Source organism: Microbacterium arborescens (assembly GCF_030369635.1).
Taxonomy (GTDB): Bacteria; Actinomycetota; Actinomycetes; order Actinomycetales; family Microbacteriaceae; genus Microbacterium.
The window spans coordinates 2,668,256-2,681,763 of the sequence record NZ_CP128474.1 but is presented as its reverse complement, the minus strand read 5'-3'; the positions used below and the strand labels follow the sequence as shown (position 1 = coordinate 2,681,763).

The 13,508-nt window shown below is 69.6% G+C and carries 12 protein-coding genes; 11 read left to right on the top strand and 1 reads right to left on the bottom strand.

The window, feature by feature from the left end; genetic code table 11:
- Nucleotides 1-11 precede the first annotated feature (11 nt).
- The 3 genes from QUC20_RS12710 to QUC20_RS12700 all read left to right on the top strand — a co-directional run bounded on the left by QUC20_RS12710 (nucleotide 12) and on the right by QUC20_RS12700 (nucleotide 5,660).
- Nucleotides 12-4,589: a type VII secretion EssC family protein gene (locus QUC20_RS12710; protein ID WP_120264591.1), complete on the top strand. Its 4,578-nt coding sequence runs from the start codon at nucleotides 12-14 to the stop codon at nucleotides 4,587-4,589.
- 80 nt (nucleotides 4,590-4,669) lie between these two features.
- Entirely contained in the window at nucleotides 4,670-5,035 is a 366-nt protein-coding gene (locus tag QUC20_RS12705) for a hypothetical protein (protein WP_289330111.1), read from the top strand.
- A gap of 199 nt (nucleotides 5,036-5,234) precedes the next feature.
- The gene (locus QUC20_RS12700) at nucleotides 5,235-5,660 is read left to right on the top strand and encodes a hypothetical protein (RefSeq protein ID WP_289330110.1); all 426 of its coding nucleotides are present in this window, start codon (nucleotides 5,235-5,237) and stop codon (nucleotides 5,658-5,660) included.
- Between the two features lie 623 nt (nucleotides 5,661-6,283).
- On the opposite strand, the gene QUC20_RS12695 is transcribed toward QUC20_RS12700, so the two are convergent.
- Nucleotides 6,284-7,678, bottom strand: a complete 1,395-nt coding sequence (locus QUC20_RS12695) for an HNH endonuclease signature motif containing protein (protein WP_289331522.1) — start codon at nucleotides 7,676-7,678, stop codon at nucleotides 6,284-6,286.
- Nucleotides 7,679-8,297: 619 nt separating this feature from the next.
- Here QUC20_RS12695 and QUC20_RS12690 point away from each other — a divergent pair.
- The 8 genes from QUC20_RS12690 to QUC20_RS12655 all read left to right on the top strand — a co-directional run bounded on the left by QUC20_RS12690 (nucleotide 8,298) and on the right by QUC20_RS12655 (nucleotide 13,484).
- Nucleotides 8,298-8,585, top strand: a complete 288-nt coding sequence (locus tag QUC20_RS12690; protein ID WP_112617469.1) for a WXG100 family type VII secretion target — start codon at nucleotides 8,298-8,300, stop codon at nucleotides 8,583-8,585.
- A gap of 58 nt (nucleotides 8,586-8,643) precedes the next feature.
- A complete protein-coding gene (locus QUC20_RS12685; RefSeq protein ID WP_137750659.1) occupies nucleotides 8,644-8,952 on the top strand; it encodes a P-loop NTPase family protein in 309 nt (102 codons plus the stop codon).
- Nucleotides 8,949-10,076: a hypothetical protein gene (locus QUC20_RS12680; protein ID WP_289330109.1), complete on the top strand. Its 1,128-nt coding sequence runs from the start codon at nucleotides 8,949-8,951 to the stop codon at nucleotides 10,074-10,076. The genes QUC20_RS12685 and QUC20_RS12680 overlap by 4 nt, the downstream gene beginning before the upstream one ends.
- On the top strand, nucleotides 10,076-10,717 hold the full coding sequence (locus tag QUC20_RS12675) for a hypothetical protein (RefSeq protein ID WP_120264598.1): 642 nt from the start codon (nucleotides 10,076-10,078) through the stop codon (nucleotides 10,715-10,717). The genes QUC20_RS12680 and QUC20_RS12675 overlap by 1 nt, the downstream gene beginning before the upstream one ends.
- Nucleotides 10,718-10,727: 10 nt before the next feature.
- On the top strand, nucleotides 10,728-11,402 hold the full coding sequence (locus tag QUC20_RS12670; protein ID WP_289330108.1) for a hypothetical protein: 675 nt from the start codon (nucleotides 10,728-10,730) through the stop codon (nucleotides 11,400-11,402).
- 32 nt (nucleotides 11,403-11,434) lie between these two features.
- Complete coding sequence (locus tag QUC20_RS12665) at nucleotides 11,435-11,920, top strand: hypothetical protein (protein WP_289330107.1); 486 nt, start codon at nucleotides 11,435-11,437, stop codon at nucleotides 11,918-11,920.
- Between the two features lie 107 nt (nucleotides 11,921-12,027).
- A complete protein-coding gene (locus QUC20_RS12660) occupies nucleotides 12,028-12,678 on the top strand; it encodes a hypothetical protein (protein WP_289330106.1) in 651 nt (216 codons plus the stop codon).
- The gene (locus QUC20_RS12655; RefSeq protein WP_289330105.1) at nucleotides 12,675-13,484 is read left to right on the top strand and encodes a hypothetical protein; all 810 of its coding nucleotides are present in this window, start codon (nucleotides 12,675-12,677) and stop codon (nucleotides 13,482-13,484) included. The genes QUC20_RS12660 and QUC20_RS12655 overlap by 4 nt, the downstream gene beginning before the upstream one ends.
- The last annotated feature ends 24 nt before the right edge of the window (nucleotides 13,485-13,508 follow it).

The following is a 13,508-nucleotide window of genomic DNA, read 5'->3' as shown; positions in this document are numbered from 1 at the left end:
AGGAAACCTCGATGAGACTCAAGCTGACTCTCCAGCGCCGTGATCACACCGGCACCGACATCGTCGTCACGTCGGACTCGACGGCCACCGTGCACGACGTCGCCCGCCGGATCGTCGACAGCGATCCGCGACGGGAGGTCGCGGCAGGCGAGGCGGATGTCCTGACACTCACGGTCGCGCCGCCGACCTCACCCGACTTCGTCATGCTCGACCCGCACATGCTCGTCAGCGACGCGCCCATCGGGTCGGGGTTCGTCGCGTCGGTGACCAACCTGGGCGCGGATTACGTCGCCACGCGCGGAGCGGGCGGCCCCGTCGCCGCCATTCTCCACGTCGTCGGCGGCCCCCTCGCGGGACGCGAGTTCTCGCTGCCGCAGGGTCATTTCACGATCGGCCGGGCGCAAGGCAACGACATCGTCCTCGACGACCGGCTCGTCTCCAAGCGCCACGCTCGCATCGAGATCGGGGCATCCGTCGAGCTGGTCGACCTGAACTCGGCCAACGGCATCGTGATCGACGGCGGTCTCGTTCAGCGTCTCCGCGTCATCCCCGGTCAGCGCTTCCAGCTCGGCGACACCGAGCTCGTGGTCTCGATGGCCGAGACGTTCGCTCCGGTCGAGCAGGATCCGGTCCTCGAACGCGGCGGCAGCCTGCTGTTCAACCGCAGCCCCCGGGTCGAGGCGCGCTACGTCGGGGAGGAGCTCGAAGAGCCGCGGCTGCCCAAGGACCCGGTCTCGCGCCTCTTTCCCTGGCCGATGCTCATCGCTCCGCTCATCCTCGGCATCGCGATGTTCTCCATCACCAATCAGCCGCGCACGCTGCTGATCGTCTTCATGACCCCGATGATGCTGCTCGGCAACTTCGTCTCGCAGCGCACGCAGCTCGGCCAGCGCCAGCGCAAAGAGGTCGAGATCTTCGAGCGCACCTTCGAGGAGCTCGAAGAGAAGCTGTACCGGCTGCGTCCGCGTGAGCGCGAGGTGCGCAACGCCGAAGTCCCGCCGGTGGCAGTCGTCTTCGAACAGTCGATGCAGCTCGGCCCCATGCTCTGGACCCGCCGGCCCGAGCATTGGAACTTCCTCTCGGTGCGCATGGGCACCTCGGAGGCTCCCTCGCGCACGAGCGTCAAGCGCGCGGAGAACCCCGACGCGCTGCAGGAGTACGTCGAACGCGTCGACCGCTTGCGCGAGCGCTACCGTCTGATCGACGGCGTCCCGGTTCTCGAATCGCTTCAGAGCGTCGGCGTCATCGGCGTCGCCGGCGGTGCCCGCGAGGCCGCCGACGCTCTTCGCGGTCTGGCCGTGCAACTATTCGGCCTGCATTCCCCGAACGATCTCGCCGCCGTCGCGCTGACCGAGCCCGAGTGGGCGAAGGAGCTCGAGTGGCTCAAGTGGCTGCCGCACACCTCGAGTGAGCGCAGCCCGTTCCGTGACATGCCGCTGTCGGATTCCGCCTCCACGGGGGCCGCGCTGCTGTCGGGTCTCGAAGAGCTCGTGATGCGTCGGTCGAAGGCGGCGGCCGCGCCGCGTCTGCCGTTCGACGACGACTGGGACCCGATGCGCTACGGCACCGACGTCCGGCGCGCCGCTGAAGAGGCGACGTTCCCGGGGCAGACCGCGGTGCTCGTCATCGTGACCGCCGACGCGCCTGTCGACCGCGCCCGTCTGATCCAAGTGCTCGAGCGCGGCGCCGACGTCGGGGTCTACGGCATCTTCGTCGCCCCCGTCGTCGATGCGCTGCCCGCCGTGTGCCGCTCGTTCGTCGACGTGTCGGCGGGCCTCGGTGCGGCGCGTGTCGGAACGGTCCGCAGCGGCGTCGAGTACCCCGTCACCGAGGTCGAGGGTGTCTCGAACGAGCTCATGACCGTGCTCGCGAAGCGCCTCGCGCCCGTCACCGACGCGAGCACGATCATCGAGGACTCCTCCGACATCCCGAACTCGGTGATGTTCCTCTCGCTCGTCGGGTCGGAGCTCGCGTCCGACCCCACCTTCGCGGTCGAGCGCTGGCGTGAGAACAACACGATCCTCGATCGCTCGGGCGCTGCGCTGCCCCGCCTCAAGAAGGCGGGCAACCTCCGCGCGATCGTGGGCCAGGGCGCCACCGACGCCATGACGCTCGACCTGCGCACACAGGGCCCCCACGCCCTCGTCGGCGGTACCACGGGTGCCGGCAAGTCGGAGTTCCTGCAGGCCTGGGTGCTCGGCATGGCGGCCGCCCACAGCCCCGACCGCGTCACCTTCCTCTTCGTCGACTACAAGGGCGGGTCGGCCTTCGCCGACTGCGTCGAGCTGCCGCACACCGTCGGCCTGGTGACCGACCTGAGCCCGCACCTCGTCCGCCGCGCCCTGACGAGCCTCCGGGCCGAGCTGCATCACCGCGAACACCTGTTCAACCGCAAGAAGGCGAAGGACCTCCTCGAGCTCGAGAAGCGTCGTGACCCCGAGACCCCACCCGCTCTCGTGCTGGTGATCGACGAATTCGCCGCTCTCGCCGGCGAGGTGCCCGAGTTCGTCGACGGAGTCGTCGACATCGCTCAGCGCGGCCGTTCGCTCGGTATCCACCTCATCATGGCGACGCAGCGTCCCGCCGGCGTCATCAAGGACAACCTCCGCGCCAACACGAACCTGCGCGTCGCGCTGCGCATGGCCGACGAGTCCGACTCGAAGGACGTCGTCGACGATCCCGTGGCGGCACGCTTCGACCCCAGCATCCCCGGCCGCGGTATCGCGAAGACCGGCCCGGGCCGGCTCGTGCCCTTCCAGTCCGCCTATGCCGGCGGCTGGAGCACCGATGAGGTCGTCGCCGCCGATGTGAGCGTCGCCGAGCTCCGCTTCGGCTCGGTGCAGCGCTGGGAGGTCGACGAGAAGCCCGAAGACCCCGCTGCCGAGGTCGACCCCGGGCCCAACGACCAGAAGCGCATCGTCGCGACCCTCGTCGCTGCGGCCAACCGGGCGGCCATCCCTGCCCCGCGGCGGCCGTGGCTCGACGATCTGGAGACGACCGTCGACATCCGCTCGTTGCCCGCGGGCAGAGCCGGGTCGATCCTCATCGGCAAGAGCGACATCCCCGAACGCCAGCTGCAGGAAGCGGTCTACTTCGATCCCGACCGCGACGGCTCGATGCTCGTGTACGGCACGAGCGGCTCGGGCAAGTCGACGGTCCTCCGCACGATCGCCATCGCCGCCGCGACCACGGGCCGCCGCGCCGAGAACATCGAGGTCTACGGCCTCGACTTCGGATCGGGATCGCTCAAGAGCCTCGAGATCCTGCCACACGTCGGATCGGTGATCCCCGGTGACGACGCCGAGCGTGTGCAGCGCATCATGCGTTCGCTCGGCAAGGTCCTCGACGATCGCGGCAAGCGCTTCAGCGCCGCCAACGCGTCGACGATCGCCGAGTACCGCGAGCTCACCGGCCGTGACGAGGCGCGCATCGTGCTGCTGCTCGACGGGCTGCCGCAGTTCCGGGCCGAGTGGGAGTCGACGACGGCGCGGATGCCGTTCTACCAGGCGTTCATGCGGATCCTCGGCGAGGGCCGCCCGCTCGGCGTCCACGTCGTGGCGACCGCCGACCGCTCCGGGTCGGTGCCGACGGCCGTCAGCTCGAACATCTCGCGTCGCGTCGTCCTGCGCCTCTCCGACGAGAATGCCTACGCGCTACTGAACGCGCCGAAGGATGTCCTCGACGAGCGATCTGCGCCGGGTCGGGCGATCGTCGACGGGTTCGAGACCCAGATCGCGGTGCTCGGCGGCACGCCGAACGTCGCTGAGCAGACGAAGCTGCTCGGTCAGCTCGCCGACGAGCTGCGTTCGCGCGGCGTGCGCGAGGTCGCCGAGATCGGCTCGCTGCCGACGCGTCTGGCACTCGCCGACCTGCCCGACCGCATCGGGGAGTTCCCCGTACTCGGTGTCGCCGAAGACACGCTGGCGGCGCGCGACTTCGACCCCGTCGGCACCTTCGTCGTCGCCGGCCCGCCGATGGCGGGCAAGACCACGGCGATGAAGGCGCTCATCACCTCAATGACGCGCCTCGACCCCGAGGTGACGCTGTTCCACTTCGGCGGGCGCCGGTCGCAGCTGCGCGATTTCGCGCCGTGGGTGCGCAGCGCCACGACGCCCGACGACGCGAAGGAGCTCGCCACCGAGCTCGCGGAGCTCGTCGCGGATGAGACGCTGGGGCGCCGCATCCTCATCGTCGTCGAGGACGTGCCGCAGTTCGCCGACTCGCCCGCGGAGCGCCCCCTGAAGGCGCTGTTCCAGGCGGTGAACCGCAGCGATCACCTGCTCATCGGCGATGCCGACGTCACGCAGGTGACCAGCGGGTTCGGCCTCGTCGGCGACTTCAAGGGCGGCCGCAAGGGCATCATCCTCAAACCGGATGCCTTCGACGGCGACGCCGTGTTCAAGGTGCCGTTCCCGAAGGTCAAGCGCAGCGACTTCCCTGAAGGCCGCGGAATCTTCGTGCAGGCCGGTCGCGCCGTCACGGTGCAGATGCCGCTCGTCGAGTCCGAGACCGTCGCGGCGCCCGGTCCTGTGGCGGCCAGCGCCGCGGAGGTCGTGTCGACGGACACCGTCACCGAGACCATTCGCTGAGTCGGATGTCGTCGGGGCGGGTCCGCGCGTCGCCAGCCACTGCGGGCGGGCGGTGGTGGGCGTGGATCGCGGGCGCCGGGATGACGTCCGCGGTCGTCTCGGCTGCCGTGATGTATCCACCGCTCCGGCGTATCCGGCTCGACCCCGGCCTCGCCCTTCCGATCATGGTGACGGCATCCGTCGTCGCGGTTCTCGCTCTCGGCGCGGCGGCCGTCGTCCGGCCTGCGGCAAGGCGAACGGATGCCGCGATCATCGCCACGATCGTCGCGGTGGCAATGGTCGCGGCGATCGGATACCGCGCTGTGGTGGGAACGTCTGCGGGCACGTCGTTCTCGGAAGCGCAACTGCGGCTGTGGTTCGCACTCGCCGTGGCGCAGGTCGTGCTCCTCGTCATCATCGCGGTGCGATCGCCCCGCCCCCGGCGCGCCGATGAGGTGCGGCGGTGAGCATGCGGAGAAGTCTGTTCGGTGCGACGGCGGCCGCGTTCGCGGTCACCGTTCTGACGGGATGTGGGGCGACGGTGGCAGAACCGACAGGTGAGGAACTGTTCGAGCGGGCGGAGAGCCTGTATCTGGATTTCCGGGAGACGACGAACGGAGTGCTTGCGGCGGTCCACGACGGGCCCTGGGAGGTGGGGCGTACGGGATGCTGCCGTCGGGAGTCGGGTGCGGCGACGGGTGGAAGTTCGATCTGACCCGGACGGTGAGCATCGATCCGGCGGAGATCCCGGACAAACGGGAGGCGGTGTCTCAGCATCTGGTCGAGGCGGGTTTCGAGGTCGAGGGTATGGATCTCGCGTCCGGGACGGTGTCGTCGGGTGATGTGATCGTGCGCAAGCAGGGGGTGTACTCGCTGTTGACGGTGACGTTGATCGACAACGGCAACGTGGTGCTGACCGCGACCTCGCCCTGCCAGCCCGGCGACATCGAGGAATTGGACCGGATGATCTATGGTGACGATCCGATTCCGGATTGGCCGGTCCCAGAGCAGGAGGCGCCCTCCGACCCGATCTTCTTCGGCATCGCCGATGGTGAGCCGCGGCTGCCCTCTTCCCCGCCGCCCGCAGACTGAGCGGGCCGCGGAGAGTTGACCGGGGTTGTGGATCACACTCACCCCTGGGAGTGGCGGCGTCGTTCTCCGGCACCGCGGTGCTCGTGCCACCCCGCCACGAGCGCAACCGGGGTCCGGTCGTCGCCATGGCCGTCTTCGTGGGGGCCGCGCGCTCTCCCGCGTACGTGCTGTCGGCCGGCAGTGCTGCCGGCCGCCTGGCGTACGGGACTGCACGGTGCGGTTGCCGCGCCGGGACCTCGTCCGACGGTGTCGTCGTTGTCCGCCTGGGCTGGCGCCGTGCCGCAGCCGACCGCCTCACCACGCCGAGCGCACTCCGCGAGCCGAACGCTCTATGTGGTGATCACCGTCGTCTCACGCACTCGTTGCATACCTCATCGGGTCGCTCGTGCTGTCGGGTGGCCAAGTGAGCGCACCGATGGACACGAAGCGGGACGCCGTCATCCCCTCACCGCTCTTCCTCGTGCCGACGGCGATCCTGGTCGGCCTCGCTGCGGCTCTCCGGGGTTCTCGCGCGATCCTGAGCGCGGAGACGCGGTTCAGTCGCCTCGAAACGGTCGCTTTCCAGCGGCATTCCGAGATCTTTCATACCCTGGCGCTGCGCGTCGGGACGGCGGAGATGCGCGTCAGAACGGTGGTGGTACGTCGGGTGGTGGCCCAGCCGTGCCGGGTGGTTCTGGGATCGTGAAGGTGACCAGTGGTGGTGGTGCGTCTTCGCGATAGACCCGCCCGGTCGGTGAGGTCCAGACGAGGGTTCCACCCGCGAGTTGTGCCACGTGCCATCTGGTGTGGTGTTTGACGTCGTGGTGGCGTTTGCAGAGGTCGGCGAGGTTGCACACGTGTGTCTTGCCGCCGTCGGATGCGGCGATGGTGTGGTCGAGTTCGCATCGGATGGCGGGTTGTCGGCATCCGGGGAACCGGCAGTGCCGGTCCCGGGCTCGCAGCAACCGGATCATTGCCGCGGTGGGCCGGTACGCGTCGCATTCCAGGACGGTTCCGGTGACGGGGTGGGTGAGGAGCCGGCCCCACGAGGTGGCGTTGCCCGCCAGCTCGCGGGCGGTGGCGGCGTCGATGGGGGAGCGTCCGGCGAGATCAGCCGGCTCCTCATCGTTGCCCATCAGGGTCAAAGCCGACACCGCGACCTGTACGTGCGCGCGGATCGCTCCGAGGGTGCCGTTGCCGTCACCGGTCGCGGTGGGGTCGAGGGCCGGTGTTCCGGCCAGCAGGAGGTCGGAGAACACGTCGGCTCGAACCTGGTCGATGCTCCGGCCGTCGTCGATGAACGACGACCCGACATCAAGCGTCGTTTCGGCGTCGGGTGCGCCGCCATTCGCGTCGGCTCGCGTGTCGGCTCGCTCGTCAGGAACGCCCGCGGCGTCGCGCGCAGGTCGTGCGTTGATGATCTCCCGCGCCTGTCGCGTAAGTCGGTCGACGATTCCGTCGGCGATCACGGTCGGCAGCGTCGCGATCAAATCCGACATCCCGTCCGGGCCGGGCTTAACCGAGACGCACCTCCCCGCCGCGACCTCCTCGTGGCGTTCCGCGAACGATCGCGGGTGCACCCGTTCGGCGACCATCTGGAGCGCGTCGCGCACCCGGTTCGGGGCGTCGCGTTCGCACTTCTCGATCGCGAGGCGTTCGAACTCCGCACGGTCACCCGCCGGGATGACGCCTCCGACGTCCTGGATGACCCGCACGTGCCCGCGGACGATCCGCCCGGCCTCCCATGCCGCCATCGTCAACGGGTAGTTGTCGACGAGGTCTCGGGCTTCGTCGATGCGACGCTGCAACGTCCGGTCGGTCGCGACGAACACCCCGGCAAGCTCGGCGGCGATCCCACGCAGTGCCATCTCCCGCGCCTTCACCCGCTCTGACGCGCCCGCCGACTGCTGCTCAGCCAGCACCCCCGCCGCCGCCAGAACCCGCACCTCCCGGACCTGCCCGGCCCGCACCACATCCGCAGCCGCCTCGGCATCCGCGACCAGCGCCGCGAGCGCGGCGACGTCGGCGTCGCTGCCCATCCCGCTGCCGGATGCGTGGTTCGAATGCACGTTCTAATCATGGCGCCGACCTCCGACATTCACCCGAACTGTCCACAGGCTGCGGCATCCGCGCGATCGACCGTCGGAACATGCCGCAGCACAGCCGTCCGAACCTGACGCGTCACGCACGTTTGGACCGCGGTGGAGCCTCCCGAGCGCCTGGGTTCCGCTCATCATCATCGCCGTCGTCAACATCGCCCCCGCCGCGATCGTTCTGGCTGGCCGCGGCCGCGGCTCACATCGCCCTGCACGTCTTCCTCTCGCGCGTCGTCCGATTCCGCGGGGGTGGTCCGATGTCGAGAAGCTCGAGATGACGATGGCGCCGGAGGTCATGTCGCCTCGCACGAAGGCCGCGCTCGCGGGCGTCGGCCACCTCACCTGAGCTCACCGACGGGCGGGATGGAAAAGACCGCGGTATCACGGCGCGTCCTCTCGGCATGAAGGGCGGAACTGCGCCACGGGCTGCCGGAGGAAAGCGATTGCCTAGCACATTCCGAGATGGGGAGTTCTCCCCATCGACCTGATGTGATCGGTGCCGATAGGTTTTGGGTGTCGGCTCCGGAGGGGGGTCGGGACATCTACTTTCAGGAGGGCCGTCATGGCTGATTTCGGTGCGTCTTATGGCGAGATGGAGCAGGTTGCGAGCTCGCTGGCGCAGGCTCGTGATGACATTCAGGGTCAGCTGGACACCCTGAAGTCGCAGGTCGACACGCTGCTGGGCGACGACTTCAAGACGCAGCACGCGTCGGGCAAGTTCGGTGAGGGCTACTCGGAGCTGACGACGGGTCTGAAGAACGCGGTGGATGGCATCAACGACATGTCCGAGTCGCTGCTGGGCATGATGCGCGCGATCCAGGACCTCGACCAGCAGCTCGCCGGCAGCTGATCTCGTCTTCTCGGAGCCGAGGCGTCCTGGGCGCCTCGGCTCCGCTCGATTCTCGGAGGTGACCATGGTCGACGTGCGGATCGACTACGGCGCGATGCGCGCCAGCCGCAACGCTTACGCGAACATGCGAGATGTTCTCGACGGGGCGACACGGGCGATGTCGAACGTCTCGGGCGCGGCCGTGCCCCAAGACGTGCTGCGGCGGCGTCTCGAGGATCTCCACGACTCGTGGGGTGGCGGTATCGACAAACTCGCCCGCTATGCCGAAGACGCGGGCACGGGACTCGAGGGCATTCTCGAGGCATTCCAGCAGCTCGACACCGAGCTCGGCAACAGCATGGTTCCGCAGGAAGGATCGGCGTCGTGACCGACTTCTCCGCTCTCGGCTTCGACCCCGCCCCGGGAGACGTCGCGACGCTCTCCGGATATGTGGTTGCGCTCACCACCAGTTGCGACGGCGTCGATGACGCGCTCTCGATGATGGACGGCTCCGACGACGCCGCCTGGATCGGGAAGTCGGCGACGGCCTTCCGCGCCGCACTCAGCGAGGACTTCCGACCGCACCTCAGCGACACCGGCGAGGCGTTGCGCACATCGCGGACCGCCCTCGCAACCTGGACCGATCAGCTCACCAACTACCAGCGGCGTGCCGCAGCGCTCGCGGAGGAGGCCTCAGCGGCATCCGCGAGCGTCGCCTCATCGGAATCGGCGCATGCGCAAGCGCAGGCGAACAAAGACGCCGAGGATGCCGACCCGGATGCCGTGTCGAACGCGTCGACGGCGCTGGCGAACGCGCAGGGCGAGCTGGAGTCGATCCGAGCGCGCGCTCGTCAGCTCAAGGACGAGGTCGACGCCGACGCGGCCGCCGCGGCGGGAGCGCTCCTGTCGGCGAGCGACACGCTCGACTCCTACGCGGGCAACAAGTTCACCAACTTCATGGGCTCGGCCGGCGACTGGCTCGCCGACGCAGGCAACTGGCTCATGGACAACGTGGTGCCGATCCTGGAGGACATCCTCCGGGCGGCGCTGCCGATCATCGCGATCCTCTCGCTCTTCATCCCCGTCCTCGGCACGGTGGCGCTCATCATGTCCATCGCGCTCGTCGCGATCGACGGCCTGCAGTGGGCGACCGGTCGCGGAACGTTCGCCGAGTTCGCCACCGGCGCCCTCGGACTGCTCGCGGGTGGCGCGCTCGGGCAGGCGGCAAAGGCGCTGATCGGACCCGGCGGACAGGTGCTCATCCCGTCGATCCAGGGCATGACGCCGGCCATGGCCGGCGGTGGAGCCGCGGCGGGAAGCGTCGCCGTGGCGCTCAACGTCAATCTGCCCAACATGGTCGCGAACACCTACTGGACCGTGAACAGTGCGATGGACGCCCACAGCAAGGGGACGGACTTCGTCGACAGTCTGACCGGGCCGTGGCAGAACCTCTCCGAGCGGTTCAACAACACCCTGCGCGGCAACGGTCCGCGCACCGACGAGGAGGTCTGATGGCCGAGCAGGAGGCGACGCTCGACCCGATCGCGGCTGAGGGTGCGCCGCTGCGGGTCTGGCAGCGGGTGCCCCAGGGGTGGATCGAGTTCCGCTCGTTCGGCGATCGTTCGCCGCAGGAGTGGCTCGACTGGTACCTCGTGAGTGCCGAGGGCTGGCTCCCGGATGCCGCGCGCGACGCGATCGTCGACGGCTTCCGTGCCGGCGTCGAGCTGTTCGCCGACACCGCCTTCGCCTTCGCCGGTGTCTCGCTGACGCTGGGCGAGCGCCCGGCGGCATTCTTCCTCTGCACGAACGTGGTGCCGGGGGCGGCCGCGACCGACGCCGCCGCGACGGCCTTCCACCGGCTGCTCCCGCTTGCGCGGTTCGGCGAGGGCGGGCGCAGCGAGAGCTTCACTACCCCGGACGGTCGCGTCGGCACGATCACCCTCGGTGCGTCGATGGACGGCGGGATGCCGCACCTCACCGCGGTCGGCGAGATCCGTCTTCCCGGCGACGCGGGCACAGCCGTCGTCATGGGGTTGTGCTCCGACCCGCAGCAGTCGGCCGAGCTGGCGCTGCACGTCGCGTTCGCGCTCACGACCACGCAGGCTCTGCCCGAGGGCGTCGAGCCCGCAGACCCCGTCTCAGCCACCCCGTAGCATTCTGTTCATGGCGTTCGCGTTGATCCAGGCCGCATCCCGCCCGTTCCTCGGGACGGGTGAGACCGTGGATCCGTACGCGCCCCCGACGGCCGCCGAAGCTGATCGTGCCGCCGCCGTACTGCGTTCGGACTACGAGCGATGGTCGCGCTGGGCTCTCGGCGTCGTCGCCTTCGTCGTCGCCGCCGGGGGAGGCTTCATCGCAGCGGGAATGGTCGCGTCACTCAGCACCCCCGGGCGCGTAGACGCTGTCGATGTGATCGTGACCCTGATCGCCGTCGTGATCGCGCTGGCAGGTTCCACATTGCTCGTCGCCCTGTGGTGGACCGGCCGCGCGCTCACCCGGGCGGCGTCGTACTGGCTGCGCGCGCCGTACGTGAACGGCCAGCGCGCGCCGCGAGCCGCCGGGTGGGTGCAGGCGCGAACAGTGAACCTCGAGCCCCGCATCCTCGTCCGCCTGCTCACGGTAGCGCTCGCGTTGCTGGTCGCTGTGGGTGGCGTCGCAGTGTTCATACGCGACCTCGGCGCCGGCGTCTCGATCTTCACGGTGCCGGCCCTGCTCGTCGGCATCTGCGGCGCCCTCAGTGGAATCGGGCAGAGCGGCGGCGTCTTGCGTATCGTCAACGGCCTGAGTGCGGGCGACCCGCTGTGGTCGTGGCTCACACGCTCGGTGCGCGCTCGCTGACACGCGCTCCATCTGCCGCATACGCTGACACCGTGGTCCCGCCGTCGTCGCCGCCGAGCCGCGGGCACGCGTTCGCCACGCGTGCCTCTGCGATCGTCGGCGTGGTTCCTCCCGCTGCGCTGATCGTATTCCTCGTGGGGTCGCTGATCCTCTCGGGCGGGCAGGTCAGCGAGTCCACAAGGGCCAAGTGGGCCGTCGCGGCGCCGTATCCGCTCTTCGTCATACCCGCCGGAGTCCTGATCGCGCTAGCCGGTGCATCCGTGGTCTTGGCCGTCGTCTCGGTGGCGACCGCTCGTCGCGACGATGTGCCGGGTCTGCGCGGACTTATCGGGCCTGGCACCGCCGCCGCGATCGCTGCGGTCCTGTTCGCCGGTATGACGCCGGAGCACGGCGTGCGAACGGGGGACATGGTCTGGGGTGCGCAATGGGCCGCGGCCCCGATCTCGGCTCTCGCGGTCGTCATCCTGGTCGTGGGCATCGCCATGCTCTCCCGACGTTCCTCGATTGGTGAGCGATGACGGCGGGCCGGCTGGGGCACTCGCGGAGCAGCTCATACCGCCTCCGCGCGACATGGCGAGCGCGACGCACGTTTGCCATGGCGCTGGCCACGGGAATGGTAGTGATCATGACGGGATGCAGTCCCGCAGCCGAAGCACCGACGGGAGATGCGCTCTACCGCGACGGCGAGGATCGATACCTCTCGTGCGCGACGACCATGCATTCGGTGATCATGGCGATCCACGATGGTGAGTGGAAGGTGGATCAGGGGTCGTGGGGAGCCTCGCCTATCCCGTGCCGGAGAGAGGGCGGCTCCGACGGGTACGCCTTTTCGTGGGCGCGACTGCTGGAGCAGGACGCGCCGGATGTCGACTCGATCGTGGCGGCATCATCCGCTGCCTTCGAGGCCGCAGACATGACGGCGACCACCACGACCTACGGCGAGGGAGACCGCCAGGAAGTCAACGTGATCGCGACGGGTGGTCCCGTCGGTCGTGGCGTCGTGACCATACGCCCTGCGCGGGGCACGATCCGAGTCACCGCGGAACCCGGGTGCTTCCCCGGTGACGCCGCGAAGCTGTATGACATGGTCTTCGCCGGCATCTCCTACCCCGGACTCGCCCTGCGCGTGCCGGCCTTCGAGGGGCCCGATTGGCAACCCCGGTTCTATTTCCCCGAGGACGGCAGCCCGGTGTACTGGAACGAGGACGGAACGCCGATCGAACCTCCGCCCGCGTCCACCGAGTCTCCCGTCGCCCCCTACGGCGGTGGCTCATGAGCTTCCTCCGCACCACCGCACGCGGCTGGGCGGAGGACCACTCGCTCGCCGCCGACGTCCGATTCGCGCAGCTCGAGGCTGTCGCCTACCAGCGGCATCCGGAGATCTTCCAGCACTTCGGCGCCGACGGCGCCGCGATGGCGCAACGCCTGCACGCGAACGCGAAGAGGTCATCGTTACATCGCATCCTCGACGTCGTGCTGTGGGCCCTCGTGATCGGCGCGTTCTTCGCACCGATCACGGGCCTCGCCGTGCTCATGGGCGACCGCTTCGACTTCCACCGCATCGAGGCCCAGCGGGCGATGCCGATCGCGGGCGCGATGTTCACCGTCGCGGCGGTCAGCCAGGCCACCCTCCTGGTCATCTGGCTGCTCCGGGGCGCCCGGTTCTCGTGGCCGGAGTTCTCCATCCACCTCGTGGCGGCGGCGATGGCACTTCTCGCGCTGGGCACGATGCCCGGCGTCGCCGAGCTCGACGACTACACGGGGTGGCAGCAGTGGCGGGTTCCGGTCCTCATCGCGCTCGGCGTCGCCGGGCTGGCAGCCCTCGTGATGCTGGTGCGCTTCCGCGTCCGCGAGCCCGATGGCGACGGCGAGGGCGCGCCCGAGACAGGCCTCAGCGTCGGCGACATCCGCGCCCGCATCGCGGCGCTGCCGGCGGGTGAGCGTCAGGCCATCGTCGACGACCGCGACGCCGCGCTCGCCGTGCTGCACGAGCGCGGCTTGATCGACGCCGGCACCCTGGAGCAGGCCCTCGGGTGCGAGCCGGGAACGCTGTTCCTCCTCGACGCCGAGCGGCGCGCGTGAGCCGGTGGCTGCGGCGGGCCGACC

Coding starts and splice junctions, on each gene's coding strand:
- QUC20_RS12675 (WP_120264598.1), top strand. CDS start 10,076: ATGGCCGAGCAGGAGGCGACGCTCGACCCGATCGCGGCTGAGGGTGCG.
- QUC20_RS12660 (WP_289330106.1), top strand. CDS start 12,028: ATGACGGGATGCAGTCCCGCAGCCGAAGCACCGACGGGAGATGCGCTC.
- QUC20_RS12690 (WP_112617469.1), top strand. CDS start 8,298: ATGGCTGATTTCGGTGCGTCTTATGGCGAGATGGAGCAGGTTGCGAGC.
- QUC20_RS12670 (WP_289330108.1), top strand. CDS start 10,728: ATGGCGTTCGCGTTGATCCAGGCCGCATCCCGCCCGTTCCTCGGGACG.
- QUC20_RS12695 (WP_289331522.1), bottom strand. CDS start 7,678: ATGGGCAGCGACGCCGACGTCGCCGCGCTCGCGGCGCTGGTCGCGGAT.
- QUC20_RS12700 (WP_289330110.1), top strand. CDS start 5,235: ATGCTGCCGTCGGGAGTCGGGTGCGGCGACGGGTGGAAGTTCGATCTG.
- QUC20_RS12710 (WP_120264591.1), top strand. CDS start 12: ATGAGACTCAAGCTGACTCTCCAGCGCCGTGATCACACCGGCACCGAC.
- QUC20_RS12705 (WP_289330111.1), top strand. CDS start 4,670: ATGACGTCCGCGGTCGTCTCGGCTGCCGTGATGTATCCACCGCTCCGG.
- QUC20_RS12655 (WP_289330105.1), top strand. CDS start 12,675: ATGAGCTTCCTCCGCACCACCGCACGCGGCTGGGCGGAGGACCACTCG.